The organism is Streptomyces griseoaurantiacus, from assembly GCF_036189845.1.
Lineage (GTDB): Bacteria > Actinomycetota > Actinomycetes > Streptomycetales > Streptomycetaceae > Streptomyces > Streptomyces griseoaurantiacus.
On the sequence record NZ_CP108326.1, the window covers coordinates 1,830,534 to 1,853,764 of the forward strand.

Annotated in this window: 19 protein-coding genes; 6 read left to right on the forward strand and 13 right to left on the reverse strand. The window is 73.9% G+C overall.

All coding sequences use genetic code 11. The annotated features are described in order from the left end of the window. Window positions 1-9: 9 nt before the first annotated feature. From murD to rsmH, 7 genes are all read right to left on the reverse strand, one after another. Complete coding sequence (gene murD, locus OHB09_RS08270) at window positions 10-1,494, reverse strand: UDP-N-acetylmuramoyl-L-alanine--D-glutamate ligase (protein WP_050811334.1); 1,485 nt, start codon at window positions 1,492-1,494, stop codon at window positions 10-12. Next, a complete protein-coding gene (gene mraY / locus OHB09_RS08275) occupies window positions 1,476-2,567 on the reverse strand; it encodes a phospho-N-acetylmuramoyl-pentapeptide-transferase (RefSeq protein WP_040896870.1) in 1,092 nt (363 codons plus the stop codon). Before mraY ends, murD begins: the two co-directional genes overlap by 19 nt. Further along, window positions 2,567-3,982, reverse strand: coding sequence for a UDP-N-acetylmuramoyl-tripeptide--D-alanyl-D-alanine ligase (locus OHB09_RS08280; RefSeq protein WP_328921785.1), 1,416 nt, complete (start codon window positions 3,980-3,982; stop codon window positions 2,567-2,569). Before OHB09_RS08280 ends, mraY begins: the two co-directional genes overlap by 1 nt. A gap of 4 nt (window positions 3,983-3,986) precedes the next feature. After that, window positions 3,987-5,507, reverse strand: a complete 1,521-nt coding sequence (locus tag OHB09_RS08285; protein ID WP_191890275.1) for a UDP-N-acetylmuramoyl-L-alanyl-D-glutamate--2,6-diaminopimelate ligase — start codon at window positions 5,505-5,507, stop codon at window positions 3,987-3,989. A gap of 251 nt (window positions 5,508-5,758) precedes the next feature. Next, window positions 5,759-7,732 carry a peptidoglycan D,D-transpeptidase FtsI family protein gene (locus tag OHB09_RS08290; RefSeq protein ID WP_078631236.1) on the reverse strand — a complete coding sequence of 658 codons (1,974 nt, stop codon included), beginning with the start codon at window positions 7,730-7,732 and terminating at the stop codon, window positions 5,759-5,761. A 5-nt stretch (window positions 7,733-7,737) separates the two neighbouring features. Then, complete coding sequence (locus OHB09_RS08295) at window positions 7,738-8,304, reverse strand: septum formation initiator family protein (RefSeq protein WP_328921786.1); 567 nt, start codon at window positions 8,302-8,304, stop codon at window positions 7,738-7,740. A 45-nt stretch (window positions 8,305-8,349) separates the two neighbouring features. Continuing rightward, entirely contained in the window at window positions 8,350-9,282 is a 933-nt protein-coding gene (rsmH, locus tag OHB09_RS08300; RefSeq protein ID WP_318295144.1) for a 16S rRNA (cytosine(1402)-N(4))-methyltransferase RsmH, read from the reverse strand. Window positions 9,283-9,799: 517 nt separating this feature from the next. Here rsmH and OHB09_RS08305 point away from each other — a divergent pair. The 4 genes from OHB09_RS08305 (at window position 9,800) to OHB09_RS08320 (ending at window position 15,313) form a co-directional block, all read left to right on the forward strand. Continuing rightward, complete coding sequence (locus OHB09_RS08305; protein WP_191852871.1) at window positions 9,800-10,363, forward strand: beta-class carbonic anhydrase; 564 nt, start codon at window positions 9,800-9,802, stop codon at window positions 10,361-10,363. 173 nt (window positions 10,364-10,536) lie between these two features. Continuing rightward, on the forward strand, window positions 10,537-11,577 hold the full coding sequence (locus OHB09_RS08310; protein WP_006143593.1) for an AAA family ATPase: 1,041 nt from the start codon (window positions 10,537-10,539) through the stop codon (window positions 11,575-11,577). Beyond that, window positions 11,577-12,941: a DUF58 domain-containing protein gene (locus tag OHB09_RS08315; RefSeq protein WP_167793373.1), complete on the forward strand. Its 1,365-nt coding sequence runs from the start codon at window positions 11,577-11,579 to the stop codon at window positions 12,939-12,941. The genes OHB09_RS08310 and OHB09_RS08315 overlap by 1 nt, the downstream gene beginning before the upstream one ends. After that, window positions 12,938-15,313, forward strand: coding sequence for a transglutaminase TgpA family protein (locus OHB09_RS08320; protein WP_328921787.1), 2,376 nt, complete (start codon window positions 12,938-12,940; stop codon window positions 15,311-15,313). The genes OHB09_RS08315 and OHB09_RS08320 overlap by 4 nt, the downstream gene beginning before the upstream one ends. Before the next feature lie 161 nt (window positions 15,314-15,474). Here the strand turns inward: OHB09_RS08320 and OHB09_RS08325 are convergent, their stop codons facing one another. From OHB09_RS08325 to OHB09_RS08335, 3 genes are all read right to left on the reverse strand, one after another. Further along, window positions 15,475-15,861, reverse strand: coding sequence for a DUF3040 domain-containing protein (locus tag OHB09_RS08325; RefSeq protein WP_006143596.1), 387 nt, complete (start codon window positions 15,859-15,861; stop codon window positions 15,475-15,477). Window positions 15,862-16,137: 276 nt separating this feature from the next. Next, window positions 16,138-16,935 carry a methyltransferase gene (locus tag OHB09_RS08330; protein WP_167793375.1) on the reverse strand — a complete coding sequence of 266 codons (798 nt, stop codon included), beginning with the start codon at window positions 16,933-16,935 and terminating at the stop codon, window positions 16,138-16,140. Window positions 16,936-17,150: 215 nt separating this feature from the next. Then, complete coding sequence (locus OHB09_RS08335) at window positions 17,151-17,708, reverse strand: SAV_6107 family HEPN domain-containing protein (protein WP_191852875.1); 558 nt, start codon at window positions 17,706-17,708, stop codon at window positions 17,151-17,153. Between the two features lie 150 nt (window positions 17,709-17,858). Between OHB09_RS08335 and OHB09_RS08340 the strand changes: the two genes are divergently transcribed. Together OHB09_RS08340 and OHB09_RS08345 are read left to right on the forward strand one after the other, a co-directional pair. Continuing rightward, the gene (locus OHB09_RS08340; protein WP_006143599.1) at window positions 17,859-18,491 is read left to right on the forward strand and encodes a TetR/AcrR family transcriptional regulator; all 633 of its coding nucleotides are present in this window, start codon (window positions 17,859-17,861) and stop codon (window positions 18,489-18,491) included. 378 nt (window positions 18,492-18,869) lie between these two features. Beyond that, a complete protein-coding gene (locus OHB09_RS08345) occupies window positions 18,870-20,396 on the forward strand; it encodes a phytoene desaturase family protein (RefSeq protein ID WP_191852876.1) in 1,527 nt (508 codons plus the stop codon). 96 nt (window positions 20,397-20,492) lie between these two features. On the opposite strand, the gene OHB09_RS08350 is transcribed toward OHB09_RS08345, so the two are convergent. The 3 genes from OHB09_RS08350 to thiE all read right to left on the reverse strand — a co-directional run bounded on the left by OHB09_RS08350 (window position 20,493) and on the right by thiE (window position 23,195). Beyond that, entirely contained in the window at window positions 20,493-21,416 is a 924-nt protein-coding gene (locus tag OHB09_RS08350; RefSeq protein WP_328921788.1) for an SCO2102 family sporulation regulator, read from the reverse strand. 56 nt (window positions 21,417-21,472) lie between these two features. Beyond that, window positions 21,473-22,396, reverse strand: a complete 924-nt coding sequence (metF, locus tag OHB09_RS08355) for a methylenetetrahydrofolate reductase [NAD(P)H] (RefSeq protein ID WP_050811335.1) — start codon at window positions 22,394-22,396, stop codon at window positions 21,473-21,475. 148 nt (window positions 22,397-22,544) lie between these two features. Further along, a complete protein-coding gene (gene thiE / locus OHB09_RS08360; RefSeq protein ID WP_006143603.1) occupies window positions 22,545-23,195 on the reverse strand; it encodes a thiamine phosphate synthase in 651 nt (216 codons plus the stop codon). Window positions 23,196-23,231: the final 36 nt, after the last annotated feature.

Genomic DNA, 23,231 nt, shown 5'->3' on the forward strand with positions numbered 1-23,231 from the left:
AGGCCCGGGTCAGCCGTCCGCGGTGCCGAGTTCGCGGACGGCCTCCGCGAACGCGTCCCCGCGCTTGTTGTAGTTGGTGAACATGTCCATGGACGCACAGGCCGGCGCCAGCAGCACCGTGTCGCCCGGCCGTGCGAGCTTCCGCGCCTCGGCGACCGCCGCCCGCATCGCCCCAGTGTCTGTCCGGTCGAGGTCGACCACGGGTACTTCCGGGGCGTGTCGCGCCAGCGCCTCGCGGATCAGGGCGCGGTCGGCGCCGATCAGGACGGCGCCGCGCAGCCGGCCCGCCGCCCCGGCGACCAGTTCGTCGAAGGTCGCGCCCTTGGCGAGCCCTCCGGCGATCCACACGATCGACTCGTACGCCGCCAACGAGGCCTGTGTGGCATGGGTGTTGGTGGCCTTGGAGTCGTCGATGTACGCCACACCGTCCACGTCGGCGACGTGGGCGATGCGGTGGGCGTCCGGGGTGAACGCGCGCAGTCCGTCGCGGACGGCCTTCGCGGGCACGCCGTAGGCGCGCGCGAGGGCCGCCGCGGCAAGGGCGTTGGCGATGTTGTGCGGGGCCGGCGGGTTCACGTCGGAGACCTCGGCGAGCTCCTGGGCGTTCTTCTGCCGGTCCTCGACGAAGGCGCGGTCGACCAGGAGGCCGTCCACGACGCCGAGTTGGGAGGGGCCGGGGGTGCCGAGGGTGAAGCCGACGGCGCGGCAGCCCTCCTCGACGTCCGCCTCGCGCACCAGGTCCTCGGTGGCCTTGTCGGCCATGTTGTAGACGCAGGCGATCCGGTTGCCTTCGTAAACGCGCCCCTTGTCGGCGGCGTAGGCCTCCATCGAGCCGTGCCAGTCGAGGTGGTCGGGGGCGAGGTTGAGGACGGCGGCGCTGTGCACGCGCAGCGAGGGGGCCCAGTGGAGCTGGTAGCTGGACAGTTCCACGGCGAGCACGTCGTAGGGCTCGCCGGATTCGTCCGCGCCGGCCAGGACCACGTCGACGATCGGGGTGCCGATGTTGCCGACGGCGGCGGTGCGCAGTCCGGCCGCCCGCAGGATCGAGGCGAGCATCTGCGTGGTGGTGGTCTTGCCGTTGGTGCCGGTGACGGCGAGCCAGGGAGCGGCACTCGCGCCGTTCCGCCCGCGCAGCCGCCAGGCGATCTCCACGTCGCCGACGACGTCGACACCGGCCGCGGCGGCCGCCGCGAACAGCGGCGAGCCGGGCTTCCAGCCGGGCGAGGTGACGACGAGCTCGGTGCCCTCGGGCAGGGTCTCGGCGTCGCCGAGGCGGACCGTGATGCCCTCGGCCGCGAGGGCCTCGGCCTTCTCGCGCTGCGCCGCCGAGTCGCCGCCGTCGACGACGGTGACCCGGGCGCCGAGGCCGGCCAGGGCGCGGGCGGCGCTGAGGCCGCTCACGCCGAGGCCGGCGACGGTGATGCGCAGGCCCGCGAACTCCTGGGCCGCGGCGGCCCCCCGGGTCCCGTCGGTGGTCACTTGGCGGCCGCCCATCCCGCGTAGAAGAGGCCGAGTCCGACGACCACGCAGATGCCCTGGATGATCCAGAAGCGGACCACGACAAGGACTTCGGACCACCCCTTGAGTTCGAAGTGGTGCTGCAGTGGCGCCATCCGGAAGACCCGTCGGCCGGTCATGCGGAAGGAGCCGACCTGGATGACGACGGACATGGTGATGAGGACGAACAGACCGCCGAGCAGGGCGATGAGCAGTTCGGTGCGGGAGCAGATCGCGAGGCCGGCGAGGGCGCCGCCGAGCGCCAGCGAGCCGGTGTCACCCATGAAGATCTTGGCGGGCGAAGTGTTCCACCACAGGAAGCCGAGGCAGGCGCCCATCAGCGCGGAGGCGATGACGGCGAGGTCCAGCGGGTCGCGGACCTCGTAGCAGGCCTGCGGGTTCATCAGGGTCGCGGCGTTGGCGCAGGACTCCTGGAACTGCCAGACGCCGACGAAGGTGTAGGCGCCGAAGACCATGACCGAGGCGCCGGTGGCCAGGCCGTCCAGACCGTCCGTCAGGTTCACGCCGTTCGACATCGCGAGGATCATGAACAGGGCCCACACGACGAACAGCACGGGGCCGATGGACCAGCCGAAGTCCTGGACGAAGGAGATCTTGGTGGAGGCCGGCGTCTGTCCCTGCACGTTGGGGAACTGCAGGGCGAGGACCGCGAAGGCGATGCCGACGATGAGCTGTCCGGCCATCTTGGCCTTGGCCCGCAGACCGAGCGAGCGCCGCTTGACGATCTTGATGTAGTCGTCGAGGAACCCGACCAGGCCCATGCCCGCCATCAGGCCGAGCACCAGCAGACCCGAGAAGGTCGGCGAGGCGTCGGCGTCCGGGTCCAGGTAGACCGTGATCACCTTCGCCAGGAAGTACGCGACGATCGTGGCGAAGATGAAGGCGATGCCGCCCATCGTCGGCGTACCGCGCTTGCTGGCGTGCTCGCGCGGGCCGTCGTCGCGGATGTACTGGCCGTAGCCCTTGCGGGCCAGCAGCTTGATCAGCAGCGGGGTGCCGACCAGGGTCAGGAACAGACCAATGACACCTGCGAACAGGATCTGCTTCATCATCGGGCGGCAACCTCACCCTCGGCACCGGTCTCGAGCAGCGCCTGGGCAACGCTCTCGAGCCCGACCGACCGGGACGCCTTCACGAGTACGACGTCTCCCGGGCGCAACTCGCTGCGCAACAGGTCGACAGCCGCCTGTGCGTCGGACACGTGCACCGACTCCTCACCCCACGAACCCTCGTTGTATGCGCCCAGTTGCAGCCAGGACGCTTCCCTGCCCCCGACCGCGACGAGCTTGCCGACATTGAGCCGGACGGCCAGCCGTCCGACCGCGTCGTGCTCGGCGAGCGCCTCGTCCCCGAGCTCGGCCATCCTGCCGAGCACCGCCCAGGTCCGCCGCCCCCGTCCCATGGCCGCCAGCGCGCGCAGCGCTGCCTTCATGGACTCGGGGTTCGCGTTGTAGGCGTCGTTGACGATGGTCACGCCGTCAGGGCGCTCGGTGACCTCCATGCGCCAGCGGGAGAGGGAGCCCGCCTCCGAGAGCGCGGTGGCGATCTCTTTCGCGGACATGCCCAGCTCATGGGCGACGGCGGCCGCGGCGAGCGCGTTCGACACGTGGTGCTCACCGTACAGGCGCATCGTCACATCGCTGCACCCGGAGGGTGTGTGAAGGCTGAACGAGGGCTGTCCGGCAGCCGTGAGCGTCACGTTCTCGGCGCGTACGTCCGCTTCGTCGCTCTCCCCGAACAGCAGTACCCGTGCCGTGGTGCGGGCGGCCATGGCCTTCACGTAGGGGTCGTCGGCGTTGAGGACCGCGACGCCGCCCTCCTCGGCCGGCGGGAGGCTCTCGACGAGTTCGCCCTTCGCCTGTGCGATCTGCTCGCGCCCGCCGAACTCGCCGATGTGGGCGGAGCCGACGTTCAGGACGAGGCCGATCCGCGGCGGGGTGAGTACCGTGAGGTAGCGGATGTGACCGATGCCGCGTGCGCCCATCTCCAGGACGAGGAACCTGGTCTCGGCGGTGGCGCTGAGCGCGGTGAGCGGCAGTCCGATCTCGTTGTTGAGCGAGCCGGGTGTGAACACCGTGGGCGCCTTGGTGCGCAGCACCTGGGCGATGAGGTCCTTGGTGCTGGTCTTGCCCGCCGAGCCGGTGAGGGCGACGAGGGTGGCGCCGAGCCGTTCCACGACGTGCCGGGCGAGGGCGCCCAGCGCCCGCTGCACGTCGTCCACGACGATGGCGGGCACGCCGACGGGCCGGGAGCCCAGCACGGCCACCGCGCCGGTCTCGACGACGGCCCGCGCGTAGTCGTGGCCGTCCGCGCGTTCGCCGACGAAGGCGACGAAGAGGCTGCCGGGTACCGCCTCGCGGGAGTCCCGGACGACGGGTCCGGTGACCATGACCGACGGATCCGGTATGTCGTGTGTCTGCCCGCCGACGACTTCTGCGATCTCGGCGAGGGAGAGGGCGATCACAAGTTCATCCCTGGGTCTGCTGGATTGCTTCGCGGAGTACCTGGCGGTCGTCGAAGGGACGCACCACCCCGGCGATGTCCTGGCCCTGCTCGTGGCCCTTGCCGGCCACCAGCACCGTGTCGCCGGGCCGGGCCCGGGCGACGGCGGCGGCGATCGCGGCGGCCCGGTCCTCGAAGACCTGCACCTCGCCCCGCTCGTGCGCGGGCACCGAGGCGGCGCCCTGGAGCATGGTGGCGAGGATGGCGAGGGGGTCCTCGGAGCGGGGGTTGTCGGAGGTGAGGACGGCGGTGTCGGCGAGCCGCGCCGCGGCCGCGCCCATGGGCATGCGTTTGGTCGTGTCCCGGTCTCCGCCGCAGCCGAGCACGATGTGCAGCCGGCCCTTGGTGACCTTGCGCAGCGCCCTGAGGACCGATTCGACGGCGTCCGTCTTGTGCGCGTAGTCGACGACGGCGAAGTAGGGCTGTCCGGCGTCGACCCGCTCCAGCCGGCCGGGGACGCCGGGCACCGCGGCGATGCCGTCGGCGGCGGCCTGCGGGTCGAGCCCGGCGGCGGCCAGCGCGACGATCGCGGCGAGGGTGTTGGCCACGTTGAACGGGCCCGCCAGCGGCGAGCGCGCGGTGACGCGGACACCGTCCGGGCCGAGCACGGTGAACGTGGAGTCCAGTGGGCCGACCTCGACGTCCTCGGCCCGCCAGTCGGCGTCCGGGTGGCCCTCGGCGGAGTACGTCACCACGGGCACCGTGGCCTGCGCGGCGAGCCTGCGGCCGTACTCGTCGTCGGTGTTGACCACGCCGAGCCTGCTGCGGGCGGGGGTGAAGAGCTGCGCCTTGGCCTGGAAGTAGTCCTCCATCCCGGAGTGGAACTCCATGTGCTCCGGGCTGAGGTTGGTGAAGACGGCGATGTCGAAGACGCAGCCGTCGACCCGGCCGAGCACCAGCGCGTGGCTGGAGACCTCCATGGCGACCGCCTCGACGCCGCGCTCCCGCATGACCGCGAACAGGGCCTGCAGGTCGGTGGCTTCGGGGGTGGTGCGCTCGGACTTGATGCGCTCGTCGCCGATGCGCATCTCGACGGTGCCGATCAGGCCGGTGGACTTCGCCGTGCGCAGCCCGCCCTCGACGAGGTAGGCGGTGGTGGTCTTGCCGGAGGTGCCGGTGATGCCGATGCCCAGCAGCTCGCGTCCCGGGCGGCCGTAGATGGTGGCCGCCAGCTCGCCCATCCCGGCGCGCGGGTCCTCGGCGACGAGGACCGGCAGTCCGGTTGCGGCGGCGCGCTCGGCGCCGCTGGGGTCGGTCAGCACGGCGGCGGCGCCGAGGCCGGCCGCCTGGGTGACGAAGTCGGCGCCGTGCAGGCGGGCGCCGGGCAGGGCGGCGTAGAGGTCGCCGGGGCGGACGGCCCGTGAGTCGTGGGTGATGCCCGTGACCCCGGCCTCGGTCTCCGGGGCGGCGACACCCAGCTGACCGGCCAGTTCCGCGAGGGGCGTGGCGGGGACGTGCTCCGGTCGGGGCGGCCCGGGGTAGGTCACGGATGCGCCCTTCTGGGTGGTTTGGGACTGATCGGCGTGTGGCACGGCGGTGAGCGTACCGGGCACCCCTGGCCCGGAGCGAAGCGGAGTGCGGGGCGGTCCTTGGTTCCCGGAGCCGGGAGTGATCGTAGTCACGGGCAGTTCCTGATCGGTCTTGCGGGGGTGTACGGCGGGGACGCGCGTACGGCGGTCGGTGAGGGTCCCGGCGCGGCCGTCCCGCGGTCGCGGCCGGGTTCCTCACGGGGTGGGGCTCATGGCTTGAACTCGACGGGCAGCTTGGCAGGGGGCGCGCCGGTGGGCGGGACCTGGAGGGTCTTCAGGGCGAACTCCATCACCTGCTTGTAGATCGGCCCGCAGATCTGGCCGCCGAAGTAGCTGCCCTCGGTGGCGTTCTGGATCGCGCAGTACACGGTGATCCGGGGCTTGTCGGCGGGGGCGAACCCGGCGAAGGACGAGGTGTAGCCGTGGTACCTGCCGGTGGCCGGATCCACGCGGTTGGCCGTACCCGTCTTCCCCGCCACCCGGTACCCCGGAATGCGCGCCTTGAGTCCGGTGCCCTGCTCGTCGTCCACGACCGACTCCAGCATCCGGGCGAGGGTCCTGGCCGTCTTCGCGCTCACCACCCGGCTCCGCTCCGGCCGGTCGGCCGGCGTGAACTGCCCGTCGGGGCCCTTCGTGCCGCGGACCAGGCTGGGTTCGACGCGGACACCGCCGTTGGCGAGGGTGGAGTAGATGGAGGCCGCCTGAACGGCGTTGAGGGAGAAACCCTGGCCGAAAGGAATCGTGTACTGCTGCGAGGTGGACCACTTGCCCGGGGGCGCGAGGATGCCCTTGGTCTCGCCGGGCAGGCCCAGCCCGGTGGGCCTGCCCATGCCGAACCTGTGCAGGTAGGAGTAGAGGACCTCGTTGGCCTTCGCCTGCGTCTTCCCGAGTTCGCCGGTGGCCAGGATGGTGCCGATGTTGCTGGACTTGGCGAGCACGCCGTTGAGCGTGAGGTACCAGGTCTCGTGGTCGATGTCGTCCGAGAACAGCCGGTCGCCGCGGTGCAGCCGGTTGGGCACGACGACATGGGTGCCCGGGGTGGCCACGTTCTCCTCCAGGACCGCCGCCATCGACATCACCTTGGCCGTGGAGCCGGGCTCGTAGGCGTCCTGGACGGCCGCGTTGCCGAGGGCCGCGGGGTCGGCGTGGGAGAGGTCGCCGGGGTCGAAGCCCGGGGCGTTGGCCATCGCGAGGATCTGCCCGGTGCGGGTGTCCTGGACGACCACGTAGCCGCGGTCGGCCTTGGACTTGCGCACCTGCTCGCTGATGGCGTTCTGCGCCGCGAACTGGATGTCGCGGTCGATGGTGAGCTCGACGTCGCTGCCGGGCACGGCGGGCGTCTCGGTGGAGCTCGCGGTGGGCACCAGACGGCCGCCCGACTGGGTGTAGCGGATCTTGCCGTCCTTGCCGGAGAGCCGCTTGTCCAGCATCTGCTCGATGCCGCCGCCGCCCTCACCGGCGGCGTTGACCCAGCCGAGTATCCCGGCGGCGAGTTCGCCGTTGGGGTAGACCCGCTTGCTGCTCGGGTCGTGCAGGACGCCGGCCAGGACGTCGACGACACCGCTCTCGGTGCGCGCCTTGCGGGCGAGGGTGGTCCGCAGGTCCTGGATCTGCTTCCACACCTCGGGGGTCTGACGGGGGGCGAGGAGCACGTACCGGGTGTTCCTGCGCAGCTTCTTGGCGAGGGTCTCCTGATCCTGGTTCAGGATCGGCGCGAGCAGGGCGGCGGCCTGCTCCGGACCGTCGTCGATCCCCAGCTGCTCGCGGGTGAACAGCGTCGGGTCGGCGGTGATGTCGCTCGCGTCCACGCTGGTGGCGAGCGTGACGCCGTTGCGGTCGGTGATCCCGCCCCGCTCGGCGGCCAGTACGTGGGCCACGTAGCGGTTGCGGTCCGCCTTGGCGGTGTACGTGGCGGAGTCGACGGCCTGCACCTGGAGCAGGCGCACGACGAAGACGGACAGCACCAGGGCGAGGGCGACGCCGACCATGCGCAGCCGGGGCCGGGGCCCGGCGAGCCGGATGGTGCGCGGCATGGCGCGGGAGGGGGCCGGACGGCGCGCGGGGCGGGCGCCGGGTCCGGGCCGCCGGGGGGCGCCGGGGCGCTCGGGCCGGGCCGGGCGGGCGGACCGGGCGGGGCCCGGCACACGGCGGCGCGGCGGCTGCCTGCCGGAGTCGTCAACCACTTCCGTCACCTGCCGGGGGTCGTCGCGGGCATTGCGGGGGCGGTGGCCGTGGGGCTGCCACCGGGGGCGTCCGGGGACGGGGCCGTGGCCGGGTCGGCGCCGGGGTCCGTGCTCGGGGCCGCGCCCGGAGTCTCGCTCGTGCCGGGGCCCGGCGCCCCGGCGGTGGCGCCGGCGCCGGTGAGGGCGGACCGGACGAGGGTGTCCCCGGAGGCGGCGGGCGAGGGGTCGCCCTTGACCGTGCCGTCGGGGCCGAGGAAGGCGGGGGTGCCGCCGGGGACCATGCCGAGTTCGCGGGCGCGGCGCTGGAGCGCGTCGGGGGCCGAGTAGGCGTCCACGTCCCGCTGGAGCGCCTGTTCCTCGTCGGTGAGGTTCTTGGTCCCCTGCTGGAGGTCGTCGAGCCGGAAGGAGCCCGCGCTGAGGGCGGAGTTCAGCACCAGCAGGCTGATCAGACCGCCGCCGAGCAGCAGCACCACCAGCAGGACGAAGGGGGTGCGGGCGGCCCGGCCCCGGGCCGCCGGGAACAGCCGGGCGAGCCGGGCGGCCCGCCCCTTCAGGTGCGGTTTCCTACTCACGTCCCCTCCCGGTCCACATCGGTCCGGTGCGCCGCCCAGCGTTCCTCACTCGGCGTCCTCCCGGATGCGCAGGGCCCCGCGCAGCCGGGCCGGTGCGGCCCGGCGGTTCTCGGCGATCTCCTCCTCGGTGGGGAGTTCGGCACCGCGGGTCAGGAGCTTGAGCCGGGGCTGGTAGCGCTCGGGGACGACGGGCAGCCCGGGCGGGGCGGTGCCGGCGGCACCGGCCGCGAACACCTGTTTGACGAGCCGGTCCTCCAGCGAGTGGTACGCCAGCACGGCGATCCGCCCGCCGACGTCGAGCGCCCGCACCGCGGCCGGGATCGCCCGCTCCAGGACGGTGAGTTCGCCGTTGACCTCGATGCGCAGCGCCTGGAAGGTGCGCTTGGCGGGGTTGCCGCCGGTGCGCTTGGCCGCCTGCGGCAGCGCGTCGCGGATCACCTCCACCAGCCGGGCGCTGGTGGTGAAGGGTTCCCGCTCCCGTTCGCGCACCACGGCGGACACGATCCGCTTGGCCTGCTTCTCCTCGCCGTAGGCCCGCAGGATGCGCACGAGTTCGCCCGGCGGGTAGGTGTTGAGCACCTCGGCGGCGCTCGTCCCGGTCGACTGGTCCATGCGCATGTCGAGCGGGGCGTCCTGGGCGTAGGCGAACCCTCGGTCGGCCTCGTCGAGTTGCATGGAGGAGACCCCGAGGTCGAACAGCACGCCCTGCACGCGGGCCAGGCCCAGCCGGTCGAGGACCTCGGGGAGTTCGTCGTAGACCGCGTGCACCAGGGTGGCGCGCGCGCCGTAGGGGGCGAGGCGCTCGGCGGACAGCCGCAGCGCCTCCTTGTCCCGGTCGAGGGCGACGAGACGGACCTCGGGGAAGCGGGCGAGCAGCGCCTCGCTGTGGCCGCCTAGGCCGAGGGTGCAGTCCACGACGACGGCGCCGGGCCGCTCCAGGGCCGGGGCCAGCAGGTCCAGGCAGCGGTGGAGCATCACCGGGACGTGCCTGCCGGGTGCCGGGCGGTGGCCGTCGTCACCCGGCTGTGCGTGTGCCTGCGGCTCCTGCGCCTCGCGCGCTTCCAATGCCGGGCCCTTCCGAGTCGGGCGCGCCGCGCCCGCACCGCCGGGGCCCCGCTGGCCCGCCGGGGAAGGGGGGACCGGCCGGCGCCGGAAGCGTCAGCCGACCGGGGCGGGAGGAGGCCGGGCCGTAACGTACGCGCCGCGCACGCGGGGAGGTTCCGGACGGGCCGGAACCTTCCGTGGTGAATGATGAGGGAGCGGCGAGGAGGTCTCGCCTGCCGCTTCGCGTCACTTTAGTCCACGGTGTCTTGCCGTCAATCAACCGGCCTGCGCGTCGCGCCGGGACCGCGCGGGAACCCTTCCGGGGCCGGAATCACCCGTCCGGCGTGGGCTTCACCGTTCGTGTGGGGTAGCTCACAGGACGTCGCGATGGCACTCTTTGTCCGTTTCGCACAGCAGGACGGGACCGCCCTCGACCAGTAACGTCATGAGTATGACGACTTCCGCATCCTCTTCCACCGGGCCGCAGGACATCGCCGTCGGCGGCGACGACGCCGTGATCGACCGCCTCGTCGAGGCCAACGCGCGGTACGCCGAGGCCTTCACCGACCCCGGCATGGATGCCCGGCCGGTGCGGCAGGTGGCCGTGGTGGCGTGCATGGACGCCCGTCTGGACCTGCACAAGGCACTGGGCCTGCGGCTCGGCGACTGCCACACCATCCGCAACGCGGGCGGCGTGGTCACGGACGACGTGATCCGGTCCCTGACCATCAGCCAGCGGGCGCTCGGCACCCGCAGCGTGGTGCTCATCCACCACACCGGCTGCGGCATGGAGACGGTCACCGAGGACTTCCGGCACGACCTGGAGATGGAGGTCGGCCAGCGCCCCTCCTGGGCCGTCGAGGCGTTCCGCGACGTCGACCAGGACGTGCGGCAGTCGATCCAGCGGGTGCGCACCTCGCCCTTCCTGCTCCACGCCGACGACGTGCGCGGTTTCGTCTTCGACGTGAGGACCGGGCGGCTGCGCGAGATCCACCCGGCGGGCAAAGAGGCGTAAGCCTGACAAAACGCTGTCAGTTGTCCACAGGCGAGTGACACGAACCGGTAACGGCAACAAGAATGCGGGTGTGATGCCCCGCGGTTCCCTCCGCGCGGCATCCATGCATCGGGGTGGGCCGGTCCGCGTCAGAACGCGCCGGCCCATGGAAAGTACGGGCCGAGGAGGGCCGGGTGACGACCTATGACGATCGAGCGAGCCTCACTGATCTGACCGCCACCGTGGAGCGCGTCCGCAGCGCGGTGGAAGGGGTGATCGAGGGCAAGCCCGAGGTCGTACGGCTTTCGCTGACCGTGTTGCTCGCCGAGGGGCACCTCCTCATCGAGGACGTGCCCGGAGTGGGCAAGACGATGCTCGCCAAGGCGCTGGCGCGGTCCATCGACTGTTCGGTGCGGCGCATCCAGTTCACGCCCGACCTGCTGCCCTCGGACATCACGGGCGTGTCCATCTGGGACCAGCAGCGCCGGGACTTCGAGTTCAAGCCGGGCGCGGTCTTCGCGCAGATCGTGATCGGCGACGAGATCAACCGCGCCTCGCCCAAGACGCAGTCCGCGCTGCTGGAGTCGATGGAGGAGCGCCAGGTCACCATCGACGGCCACACCTACGAACTCCCCCACCCCTTCATGGTGGTGGCCACGCAGAACCCGGTCGAGATGGAGGGCACCTACCCCCTGCCGGAGGCGCAGCGCGACCGCTTCATGGCCCGGGTCTCGGTGGGTTATCCGAGCCCCGAGGCCGAGCTGCGCATGCTGGACGTGCACGGCGGCGTCTCCCCGCTGGAGGACCTCCAGCCGGTGGCGCACGCGCACGAGATCGGCAAGCTGATCGAGGCCGTCCGGGCGGTGCACGTGGCCGAGCCGGTACGGCGCTACGCGGTGGACCTGGTCGCGGCCACCCGCACCCATCCCGACCTCAGACTCGGCGCCTCGCCGCGCGCCACGCTGCACCTGCTGCGCGCGGCGAAGGCGTCCGCCGCCCTGGGCGGCCGGGAGTACGCGCTCCCCGACGACGTGCAGGCGCTCGCCGTCGCCGTCCTCGCCCACCGGCTGCTGCCCACCGCCCAGGCCCAGCTCAACCGCCGCACCGCGGAGCAGGTCGTCGAGGACATCCTGGGGACCACCGCCGTGCCCGCCGCCACGCCCCCGCAGACCCCTGACCTCGGCATGGGCCGCGGGGCACCCGCGTACGGCCAGCAGCAGCCGCGGAGGCTGTGATGCCGCCGGGAGCGCCGGGGCCGGCGACCGCGGAGGAGCGGGGCGGGCCGCGCACGGCGCTCGCCGGACTCACCACCCGCGGGCGGTCCTTCCTGGCCGCGGGGCTCGCGGCCGCCGTCTGCGCCTACGTCCTCGGCCAGGGCGACCTGCTCCGGGTCGGGCTGCTGCTCGCCGTACTGCCGCTGATCTGCGCCACCGTGCTGTACCGCACCCGCTACCGGGTCGCGGGCAGCCGCCGGCTCTCCCCCGGGCGCGTGCCCGCGGGCAGCGAGGCCCGGGTGCACCTGCGGATGGACAACGTCTCGCGGCTGCCCACGGGCATGCTGATGCTCCAGGACCGGGTGCCCTACGTGCTCGGCCCCCGGCCCCGGTTCGTGCTGGACCGGGTGGAGGCGGGCGGCCGGCGCGAGGTGTCCTACCGGGTCCGCTCCGATCTGCGCGGCCGCTATCCGCTGGGCCCGCTCCAGCTCCGGCTCACCGACCCGTTCGGCATGTGCGAACTGACCCGGTCCTTCTCTACCTTCGACACCCTGACCGTCATCCCCCGCGTGGAGCCGCTGCCGCCGGTGCGCCTGGGCGGCGAGGCCACCGGGTACGGCGACGGGCGGCAGCGCTCACTGGCCCTGGCCGGCGACGACGACGTCATCCCCCGCGGCTACCGGCACGGCGACGACCTGCGCCGGGTGCACTGGCGTTCGACGGCACGGTACGGCGAGCTGATGGTGCGCCGCGAGGAGCAGCCGCAGCGCGCCCGCTGCACGGTGCTCCTCGACACCCGGGGCGGCGCCTACGAGGGCGCCGGTCCCGACTCGGCCTTCGAGTGGGCGGTGGCGGGCGCGGCCTCCGTCCTGGTGCACATGCTGGAGCGGGGCTACTCGGTGCGGCTGCTGACCGACACGGGCAGCTCGGTGCCCGGCGAGGGTTCCGACGGGTTCGCGGGCGCGAGCCAGGAGTCCGCGGACGCGGCCGGGCTGATGATGGACACCCTCGCGGTCATCGACCACTCCGACGGCACCGGTCTGTCGGGCGCGCACGACGTACTGCGGGGCGGGAACGAGGGGTTGCTGGTGGCGTTCTTCGGCGACCTCGACGAGGAGCAGGCGGCGATGGCCGCGAGGATGAGCCGGCGCGGCGGCGCCGTCGCCTTCGTGCTCGACCCCGCGGGCTGGCTGCACGAGACGAGCGACGTGCCCGCCGCCGGTCGGGGCGACGGCACCCGGGCGCTGCGGCTGCTGCGCGAATCGGGCTGGACGGCGATACCGGTGCCGCGCGGCGCCGCCCTGGACGCGGTGTGGCGCGAGGCCGACCGGCAGCGGACCGGGCCGGGCGCGCTGAGCGGCGGCTTCGCGGGAGGACGGTCATGAGCGGAAGGGCGCGGCTCGCGCTGTGCGCGGCGGCGGCGACCCTGCTGGCCGCCTGCGCGCTGCTGCCGCTGGTGTCCCCGGCGACGTGGTTCTTCCAGGCCGTCCTCGTGGTGCTCGCGCAGACCGGGGTGGGCGCGCTGACCCGGCGGGTGCCGCTCGCCAGGACCCTCACCCTGGCCTGCCAGGCCCTGGTCACGCTGCTGCTGCTGACGCTGTTCTGCGCCCGGGAGTACGCGGTCGCCGGGGTCGTGCCCGGCCCTCAGGCCTTCCGGTACTTCGCCGAACTGCTGGACAGCGGTTCGGACCAGGTCGCCCAGTACGCGATCCCGGCGCCGCTCACCCCCGGCATCCGGCTGATGCTGGTCGGCGGCGTGGCGCTGATCGGCCTCGCGGTGGACACCCTGGCGGTCACCTTCCGCAGCGCGGCCCCGGCCGGACTGCCGCTGCTGGCCCTGTACTCGGTGGCCGCGGGCCTGGCCGACGGCGGTGCCGCCTGGCTGTGGTTCCTGCTGGCCTCGGCCGGCTATCTGATGCTGCTGCTCGCGGAGGGCCGCGACCGGCTCTCGCAGTGGGGGCGGGTCTTCGGGGGTTCCGGCGGCGGCGCCCGCGCGGCGGGCGGCGGCACGGTGGCCCCCGTGCGCACCGGCCGGCGCATCGGACTGCTCGCGCTCGGCGTCGCCCTCGTCGTGCCGCTCGGGCTGCCCGCGCTGGACGGCGGGCTGCTGGACGCCGCCGGTGCGGGCTCCGGCACGGGGACGGGCGGCGGCACGATCTCGGCGGTCAACCCGCTGGTGTCCCTGCGCAACAGCCTGAACACCGAGGACGACCGCCAGGTGATGTCGTACCGCACCACCACCGAGGACACGCAGGACATGTACCTGCGGATCGTGGCGCTGGACGACTTCGACGGCACCACCTGGCGGCCGGCCCAGCGGCACATCGAGGACGTGCCCGGCACCTTCCCGAACCCCGTGGGGCTGAGCCCCGACGTCCGACGCGGCGAGATCCGTACGCGGATAGCGGCCGCGGACTCCTACGCCCAGGACTGGCTGCCGATGCCGTATCCGGCGAGCGGTGTCGACGTGAGCGGCAAGTGGCGGTTCGAGCCGGTGGGCCGCACGCTCGTCGGCGACCACGGGCAGACCACCCGGGGCGCGCAGTACACGGTGCGGAGCCTGATCGTGCAGCCGACCGCGCGGCAACTGGCCACGGCGCCCGAGCCGCCGGCGGAGCTGGCACGGGAGTTCACCAAGGTTCCGGGGGCGCTGCCGGAGGTGGTGGCCGAGAAGGCCCGCGAGGTGACCCGGGGGGCGGACAACCACTACCAGCAGGCGGTGAAGCTGCAGGACTGGTTCGCCCTCGACGGCGGCTTCACCTACGACACTCAGGTGGAGGTCGGCACCGGCTCCGGGGCGATCGCCCGCTTCCTGCGGGACAAGCGCGGTTTCTGCGTCCACTTCTCCTTCGCGATGGCCTCGATGGCGCGGACGCTGGGCATTCCGGCGCGGGTCGCGGTCGGCTTCACCCCGGGGACGGCACAGGCCGACGGGTCGATGTCGGTGGGACTGCGGGACGCGCACGCGTGGCCGGAACTGTACTTCGAGGGCGTGGGCTGGACCCGTTTCGAGCCGACCCCGAACCGGGGGACGACGCCGGAGTACACGCAGACCCGGACGCCGGCGGGTGAGGAGTCCGAGGCCCCGGAGGTCACGGAGTCGGCCTCCGCGTCCGCCTCGGCCGAGCCCTCGGCGGACGAGAGCTGCTCGGTGGAGCAGAAGCGGCTGCAGGCCTGCCCGACGGAGTCGGCCCTGGCGGGCACCGCCGCGGGCGAGGGCGGGCCGCCGTGGTGGCAGATCCTCGGCCTCGCCGCCCTGGTCCTGCTGGTCCTGCTCGTGCCGCTGCTGCCGATGCTGTGGCGGCTGAGACGGCGGGCGGTGCGGCTCGGCGGCCACGGGCGCGGCGAGCACGAGTCGGCCCGGCACGTCCTGGCGGTGTGGCAGGAGGTCACGGACTCGGCCTGGGACCTGGGCATCGCGCCGGACGACTCGCTGACCCCGCGCAGGGCGGCGGAGCGGATCGTGCGCCTGGGCGGTCTCGGGGGCGGGGCGGCGGAGGCGACGCACCGGCTGGCCTCGGCGGTGGAGGCGGTGCTGTACGCGCCGCGGCCCCGGCCGGCCTCGGGGGTGGCGCGGGACGCGCGCCTCGTCGTGGGGGCCCTGCGGGCACAGGCGGGCGGAAGCGCCCGCCTGCGGGCGGCGGTCGCTCCCCCGTCGGCGCGGCGGCTGACATGGGCGGTGTCGCAGCGGTGGGCGGCCCTGCGGGCCGCGCTGCGGGCCCGCATGCCCTCGATGCCCCGGCGGGCACAGGGCTGAGGTAACCGGCGGGGGCGGTCCGGCGGGCCGCCCCCGCCCCCCGATGGACCGCACCCCAGCCGAGGACCCCGCCCGGCCGGCCGGGGGAACGACGAAAAAAGCGCGGTTCCCCGCACCCCCTCCACGGGGGCGCGAGGAACCGCGCGAAAACCTGCCGGAAGCTACTGGCCCTGTTCGTCCCTACGGCGCTGCCAGCGCTGTTCGATGCGGTCCATCATGGAGCGTCGCTGTCGGCTCTGCCGGGCCGCCGGCGGTCCGGCCGCCTGTTCGCCCGGCTTGGGAGCCTTTCGCCAGCCCGTCACAGCGAGCACCGCACAGCCCAGCATGACCAGGAAACCGACCACGCTGACCCAGATCTGCTGTGCGACCATTCCGGCCATGAGGAGCGCGATACCTACGAGGAAGCCCGCCACCGCCTGGTAGACCCGTCGCCGGGTGTACGTACGCAGCGCGCTTCCCTCAAGCGCTGTCGCGAACTTGGGATCTTCGGCGTACAGCGCTCGCTCCATCTGCTCGAGCATTCGCTGCTCGTGCTCCGAGAGCGGCACGGAGTCCTCCTCATCGTGCAGTCGCCGGGGGCGACCGGGGGTCCCCTTCAGGATAGGCAGGGAATCGCCCCCGTGAAACCCGCCCCTCTGCGCCAATCGACCGACCGGAATCCGCCATGGCCGTCCGGCTCACTGAGGCTTCCATTCCCCAGCGGCCGCTCCGTCATGCCGGGCGGTCTCCTTCGATCATACGGCGCCGGGCACCCGTTCGGGGGGCCTGTGGCGTACTCCATCCGCCGTCGCGTCCCTGATCAGCGCGGCGGCACGGGGGTGCGCTCAGGCCCCGTCCGTCCCTCGCGACTCCTCGGGAACATCGGGAACACCCAGAACACCCAGAACGTGGAGCTGGGTGGCCACGGCGTGGAAGGCGGTGTGCTCTGCCGCCGCCGCCTCCAGCGCGAGCAGGGCCTCCAGGGCGCCCGGTTCGGTGTCCACCAGCACCCCGGGGACGAGGTCGGCGAAGACGCGCACGCCGTGCACCGCGGCCACGCTCAGCCCCGCGTCCCCGGCCAGCGCGGCGAGCTGTTCGGCGGTGAAGCGGTGCGGGACGGGGTCGGCCTCCCCCCATCGGCCGTTCGGGTCGTCGAGGGCCCGGCGGGCCTCCTTGAAATGCCCGGCGAGGGCGCGCGCGAGCACGGCGCCGCCGAGGCCGGCGGCGAGCAGGCTGAGCACCCCGCCGGGGCGCAGCGCGGCCACCGCGTTGCGGACGGCCTCTCCGGGGTCGTCCACGTACTCCAGGACGCCGTGGCACAGCACGGCGTCGTAACCGGCGCGGTCGACCACGTCGAACAGGCCGTGGGCGTCGCCCTGCACGCCCCGCACCCGGTCGGCGACGCCCGCCTCGGCGGCCCGGCGCTCCAGGGCGAACAGCGCGTTGGGGCTGGGGTCGACGACGGTGACGCGGTGGCCCAGCCGGGCGGCGGGCACGGCGAAGTTGCCGCTGCCGCCCCCGGTGTCGAGCACGTCCAGCACGTCCCGCCCCGTGGCCTTGACCCGGCGGTCGAGGGCGTCCTTGAGGACCTCCCAGACCACGGCGGTACGGAGGGAGGCGCGGGGGCGCATCGGGTCCGACACGGCAGTTGACTCCTCGGCGCGGCGCCGCCGGGGGTACGGCGGAGCGGGTTGGGCTGCCCTCCGGTCGGCGTGTCGCCGGGCTCACCGGCCGTCACCGGGGGTGGAGGGCTTCAGGCGCCTTCCACCCTATTGCCTCCGGCCATGTCCGAAGAGCCCCGTCCGCCCGGTGGGCGCCGCGCGTCCCGGAGCCGGGCAGGGGCGCACGCGCGGGACCCTCACCCCGCGTGGGGCACCTCCCGGTCCCCGCGGCCCGGCCGGCCCGGGTCGGTCCGGGGGGCGGGCAGCACCGGCTGCAGCACCAGCATCCGCTCGACGAGGCGGAGGAACATCGCGACGTCGCGTATCAGGTCGTCCGCGTCACGGTGGCCGGCCGCGCCTCGGATGCCGGCCTCGGCCCGCGCGCGCCGGTCCGCCCCGGAAGCGAACAGGGCGCTCCACTCGTCGAGTTCGGGCGCTATCTCGGGCAGCACCTCCCAGGCGCTGCGGATCCGGGCGCGGCGCCTCGGCGTCTGCTCGGGGCGGCCGCGGGCGGCGAGCACCGCGGCGGCGGTGCGCAGGGCGGCAAGGTGGGCGGTGGCGTACCGCTCGTTGGGCGTTTCCAGAACGGCCGCCTCCTCGAGACCGGCACGGGCCTGGGCGAGCAGGTCGAGCGCGGCGGGCGGGGCCGTGGTCCGGCGGAGCACGGGGTGCACGTCGCTCGCCGGTCCGGTCAGTGAGGGGGCAGGGCCGGTCGCGCGGCGCCGGCGGGCGGTGCCCGCGTCGTGGTGGGCCATGACGAACCTCCTGTCGTCTTCTTCACGGCACTGTGGCCGTATGCCCTCATAGTGAGGTATGGCACTGACAATCCGTTCCGACCTGCGCTTTTTCCTCGCTCACACGTTCGGAAGGATGTTCGGTCGGGGCTTGCTGTGAGAATCGGGGGCATGGTCGAAACCAGCAGCGCCACGCCGGGCGTCACGAGCCGTCGCGAGGCCACCCGCCAGAAGCTCTACGAGGCGGCCGTCACCCTCATCGCCGAGCAGGGGTTCTCCGCCACCACGGTGGACGAGATCGCCGAGCGGGCCGGGGTGGCCAAGGGCACGGTGTACTACAACTTCGCGAGCAAGTCGGTGCTCTTCGAGGAGCTGTTGCGGCACGGCGTGGGACTGCTGACCGCCTCCCTCCAGGAGGCGGCCGAGCGCACCGGGCGCGAGGGCGGCCGCACGGTGGACGCCCTGGACGCGATGGTCCGCGCGGGCCTGGAGTTCATCGCCCGCTATCCGGCCTTCACCCAGCTCTACGTGGCTGAGCTGTGGCGCACCAACAGGGCCTGGCAGCCGACGCTGATGGTGGTGCGCCGGCAGGTCGTCGCGGTCATCGAGGACGTGCTGCGGGCCGGGGTGGCGCGGGGGGAACTGAGCGGCGAGATCGACGTGTCGCTGACGGCCGCCGCCCTGGTCGGCATGGTGCTGGTGGCGGCGCTCGACTGGCAGTCCTTCCAGCCGGAGCGCTCGCTGGACGACGTCCACGCGGCACTGTCACGGCTGCTGCAGGGCCGGGTCGGCGGCCGCGGCTGACGCGCGGCGCGCGAAGCCGCCGGCCCGGGCCGGCCGCGTCCCCCGCGGGCCGGTCCGGACCGGCGGCTTCCTCACCCCCGTGATCCCCGAACTCCCCCTTGCTGCTGAGGCTCCCCCGGGATCCCCCGTGCCTCGCTCCCGCCGACGGGTCGGCGGAAGGAGCGGCCGGGGCCTGGCTCCGTTCCGCCGCCCCGTGTCGGCGGTGCCGGAGCCGTGCCCCTCTTCCGTGCCTCCACTCTGCCGTCCGCGCGCCTCGCGGCCCATCCGCGCGGGTACTCATCCGCGTGTCTGGGTACGGCTACTCAGGTCTCCGTACCCGCACCCAGGGCCGGTGGCCCCCGGGAAGGATCGCCGAGGGCGGCCGATACAGTCCCTGACATGGCACGTATTGCGGTGATCGGCGCCGGGATGGGCGCGATGGCGGCGGCCGCACGGCTGGCCGTCGCGGGCCACCGGGTGACGGTGTACGAGCGCACGGACACGTACGGCGGCGGGGTGCGCCGCTTCACGCGCGAGGGTTTCTCCTTCGACACCGGGCCGGGGCTGCTGCCGTTGCCGGCGGTCTGGCGGGATCTGTTCGTCAAGACCGGCAAGGAGCCGCTGGAGGAGTGCGTCGAGCTGACGCAGGTCGATCCGGCCGCCCGGCACGTGTTCGCGGACGGCACGCGGGTCTCGCTGCCCAACGCCTCGCGGGCGGGCGTCGTGGCGGCGCTGGACGCGGCGCTCGGCGGCGGGGCGGGGACGCGGTGGGGCGACTTCCTGGTGCGCGCGCGGGAGGCCTGGGACCGTACCCGGCGCCCGCTCCTCGAGGAGCCGCTGTGGGCCGACTGGCGGGTGCTGGCCGAGCGGGAGCCGTACCCGGCAGTGCCGCGCCGCCGCCGGCTGCGCACCCGCACGGCCTCGACGCTCGCCGAGGTCGGTGCGCTGGAGCTGGCCGACCCCCGGCTGGCCGCGCTGCTGGAGAGCCACGCCCTGGCCTGGGGCCTCGACCCCCGCACGACTCCGGCGAGCGCGGCGGTACTGCCGTACATGGAGCACGCCTTCGGGCTGTGGTACGTGCGCGGCGGGCTGCGGGAGCTGGCCCGCGCGGTGTACGAGCGGTGTCTGGCCCGCCGGGTGGAGTTCGTCTTCGGCGCGGAGGTCACGGCGGTGGTGGAGAAGGACGGCCGGGCGGCGGGCGTGGAGACGGCCGACGGCACGGTGGCCGAGGCGGAGCACGTGGTGGCCGGGGTCGATCCGGTGCGGCTGGCCGGGCTGGCCGGGCGTCCGCCGTGGGCGGAGGGCGAGGTGGGGGCCGATGCCGCGGCCGCCGGGGCGGCGGGGGCCGGACGGTTCACGGTGCTCCTCGCGCTGCGCGGCGCGAGGGAGGCGGACGCGGCGCACCGCACGGTGGTGCACTCTCCGGACCGCCCGGCCGAACTCGACCTCCTCGCCGGGCGCACGCCCTCCGCTGCGGTGCGGCCCACGGTGACGGTGCTGCGGCCCGACGACGCCGCGTTGCGGCCGGACGGGGGGCACGAGTCGGTCGTGGTGTCCGCGGCCGTGCCGGTGGGCGACGGCCACGGGTGGACCTCGGAGGAGGGCCGGGAGCGCCTCGCGGACCGCGTGCTGGCGGCGGCGGAGGCCGCCGTGCCCGGGCTGCGGGAGCGGGTGCTGTGGCGGGAGGTGCGCACGCCGGCCGACACGGCGGCGGAGACGGGGGTGGGGAGCGGGGCGGTGCCGTGGCCCGCCCTCGCGGCCGGCGACGGCCGCTTCCTGCGCCCCGGCAACACGACGGGACGGCCCGGGCTGTTCGCGGTGGGCGGCTGGGCGCAGCCGGGCGGCGGGCTGCCGCACGCGGGGATGTCCGGGGCGCTGGTCGCCGGGCTGATCGTGGAGGGGCCCCACTTCCGGGGCTCCCAGTAGGCTCCCCGGCCGGAAAAGGGGGACCGCTCCCCTCGCGGGCGCGGTCCCCGTGACGGCCTGCCGGTACCGCCCTCTCGGCCGGTACCGCCCGCCGCCTCAGTAGCGGTACTGGTCCCCGTACCCCTGGCCGTTGGTGTTGTTCTGGTACGGGTAGGACTGCTCGGGGGGCAGCTCGCCGCCGTAGCCCTCCTCGGTGTCGCGCTGCTGGGGCACCCAGACGCCTCCGGGCGGGGTCTCCCCGTAGCCGCCCTGGTCGCCCCCGGCGTACTGGCCCTGCTCCTGGCCGTAGCCCTGCCCGCCGTACTGCTGGTCCCCGTATCCGGCGCCGGCGTCGTAGGCGCCGCCCTCCGGGTACGCGGACGAGGCGCCGATGTACGGGTCGGAGTAGGCCGCGTAACTCTGCTGCCCGGTGTCGTAGCCGTAGCCCTGCTGCTCGTAGGAGTAGCCCTCGTAGCCGTAGCCCTGCTGCTGGGCGGCGGCCGCGTTCGAGGCGGCGTAGGCGGCGTCGGTGTAGACGCCGTAGGTACCCGTCTCGTCGGGCAGCGGCTGCGGCTCGTACACCGCGGTCGCCTCGGCGGCGTTCTCCGCGCCGAGGGGCCGGGCGGGCGTGAAGACGTCGTCGCGGTCGTCCTCGAAGGACTCGGCCTGCCGATACGTTCCGGTGCCGGTGGCGTCGTCGTCGGACTCCGGCTCGAACCCGGAGGGGTCCGGCCCGGGCGGCGGCTTCTCCCCACGGCGCCGCTTGCTGCCGCCCGGCTCCCGCTTGGGGTGCCCGACGGCCCAGCCCGCCGCGAAGCCGCGGCGGAAGGACAGCGTGACGTACGTCTGGCCCACGGCGAAGGCCGCGGCGCCCAGTGCGATCACGAGCACGGAGGGCACCAGCACCCCGAGGACGACGAGGAGGAAGCCGCCGAAGGCGAGCAGCCGCCAGCGCAGGCGCGCCTTGTACTGCAGCAGCACCTCGCCGAGCAGCCACAGCGCGACGATTCCGAACGCGATGTAGAGGACCGTCCAGCCCATGTACGCCCCTCTCCCTGTGGTCGCTCCGCAGTGTGTCGTACGACGATGCGACCGGTCTAGGCCTGCCGAGTGTGGTGCAGGCCCAGGTTCTCGTGGATTTCCAGAGTCGCGGTGGAGTTGTTCAGCGTGATGAAGTGCAGTCCGGGGACACCCTCGGCAAGCAGCCTCGCGCAGAACTCCGTGGCGAACTCGATGCCAATGGAGCGTACAGCGGCCGGATCGCCCTGTGCCGCGAGGATGCGGTCTTTCAACTCCCCTGGGAACACCGCGTTGCTGAGCTGTGGCAATCGCTCCAGCATTTTCACACTCGTCACCGGCATGACCTCCGGGATGACCGGGGTCTCGCAGTGCGCGGCGGCGACGCGGTCGCGCAGCCGCAGGTACGCCTCCGGCTCGAAGAACATCTGCGTGATCGCGTAGTCGGCGCCGGCCCGGCACTTGTCGACGAAGTGGGCCACGTCGGTGTCCCAGTCGGTGGAGCGCGGGTGCATCTCGGGGAAGGCGGCGACGCCGACGCAGAAGTCGCCCGACTCCTTGATGAGGTGGACCAGTTCGGCGGCGTAGGTGAGCCCCTCCGGGTGTGCCACCCACTCGGCCATCGGGTCGCCGGGCGGGTCGCCGCGCACGGCGAGCATGTTGCGGATCCCGGCGTCGGCGTACTGGCCGATGATGTTGCGCAGCTCGGCCACGGAGTGGTTGACCGCGGTGAGGTGGGCGACCGGGGTGAGCGTGGTGTCGGCGACGATCCGCTCGGTGGCCCGCACCGTCCCCGAGCGGGTGGAACCGCCGGCGCCGTAGGTGACGGAGACGAAGTCGGGGGCGACCGCCTCGACCCGGCGCAGCGCGTTCCAGAGGTTGCGCTCGCCCTTCTCCGTCTTGGGCGCCCAGAACTCGAAGGAGGAGACCGTCTTGCCGGCGGCGAGCATGTCACGCACGGTGCGGGCGCGGTCAGTCCTGGTGGATGCGGTTCCGAGGGCCATACGGGCAGGTTAGCCAGGGGCGCGCGGTCCCCCAACCGCACGGTGGCCATTTGTCGCTTTTGTCGGGGCGTTTACGACCCTGTTGTCCACCCCTCGGACAACCGGACCGCTGCCCGCCGCCCACGGAGCCGCCGTCACGGTCCCGTCGTCACCGGGCCGCACGCAGCCGGCGCGCGAACTCGGCCGCGGCCGCGCCGGGGTCCTCCGCCTCGGTGAGGGCGCGGACGACGACGACCCGGCGGGCGCCCGCCTCGATCACCTCGTCGAGGTTGCCGAGGTCGATGCCGCCGATCGCGAACCAGGGCCGCTCGGTGCCGAGGGCGGCCGTGTGCCGGACGAGGTCGAGTCCCGGGGCCGGACGGCCGGGCTTGGTGGGGGTGGGCCAGCAGGGGCCGGTGCAGAAGTAGTCCACGCCGTCCTGGACGGCGGCGGCCCCGGCCTCCGCCGGGGAGTGCGTGGAGCGGCCGACGAGGACGCCCTCGCCGAGGATCGCGCGGGCGGCCGGCACCGGCAGGTCGCCCTGGCCCAGGTGCAGCACGTCGGCGCCGGCGGCGTGGGCGACGTCCGCCCGGTCGTTCACCGCGAGCAGCCGTCCGTGGCGGGCGCAGGCCTCGGCGAAGACCTCCAGGTGCGCCAGTTCCTCGGCCGCCTCGATGCCCTTGTCGCGGAGCTGCACGATGTCGACGCCGGCGGCGAGCACCGCGTCGAGGAACTCGGGGAGGTCCCCCTGCCGCGTGCGGGCGTCCGTGCACAGGTAGAGCAGGGCCTCGTCGAGACGGGCGCGGGCGGTGTCGGGCACGGTGGGGCTCCCCCGGTGGTTCTCGGTGTTCTCCGG

Excerpts from the sequence above, each read along its gene's own strand:
- murD (WP_050811334.1), bottom strand. The coding sequence starts at position 1,494 with ATGGGCGGCCGCCAAGTGACCACCGACGGGACCCGGGGGGCCGCCGCG.
- mraY (WP_040896870.1), bottom strand. The coding sequence starts at position 2,567 with ATGAAGCAGATCCTGTTCGCAGGTGTCATTGGTCTGTTCCTGACCCTG.
- OHB09_RS08305 (WP_191852871.1), top strand. The coding sequence starts at position 9,800 with ATGACGACTTCCGCATCCTCTTCCACCGGGCCGCAGGACATCGCCGTC.
- OHB09_RS08315 (WP_167793373.1), top strand. The coding sequence starts at position 11,577 with ATGCCGCCGGGAGCGCCGGGGCCGGCGACCGCGGAGGAGCGGGGCGGG.
- OHB09_RS08320 (WP_328921787.1), top strand. The coding sequence starts at position 12,938 with ATGAGCGGAAGGGCGCGGCTCGCGCTGTGCGCGGCGGCGGCGACCCTG.
- OHB09_RS08335 (WP_191852875.1), bottom strand. The coding sequence starts at position 17,708 with ATGGCCCACCACGACGCGGGCACCGCCCGCCGGCGCCGCGCGACCGGC.
- OHB09_RS08340 (WP_006143599.1), top strand. The coding sequence starts at position 17,859 with ATGGTCGAAACCAGCAGCGCCACGCCGGGCGTCACGAGCCGTCGCGAG.
- OHB09_RS08345 (WP_191852876.1), top strand. The coding sequence starts at position 18,870 with ATGGCACGTATTGCGGTGATCGGCGCCGGGATGGGCGCGATGGCGGCG.
- OHB09_RS08350 (WP_328921788.1), bottom strand. The coding sequence starts at position 21,416 with ATGGGCTGGACGGTCCTCTACATCGCGTTCGGAATCGTCGCGCTGTGG.
- metF (WP_050811335.1), bottom strand. The coding sequence starts at position 22,396 with ATGGCCCTCGGAACCGCATCCACCAGGACTGACCGCGCCCGCACCGTG.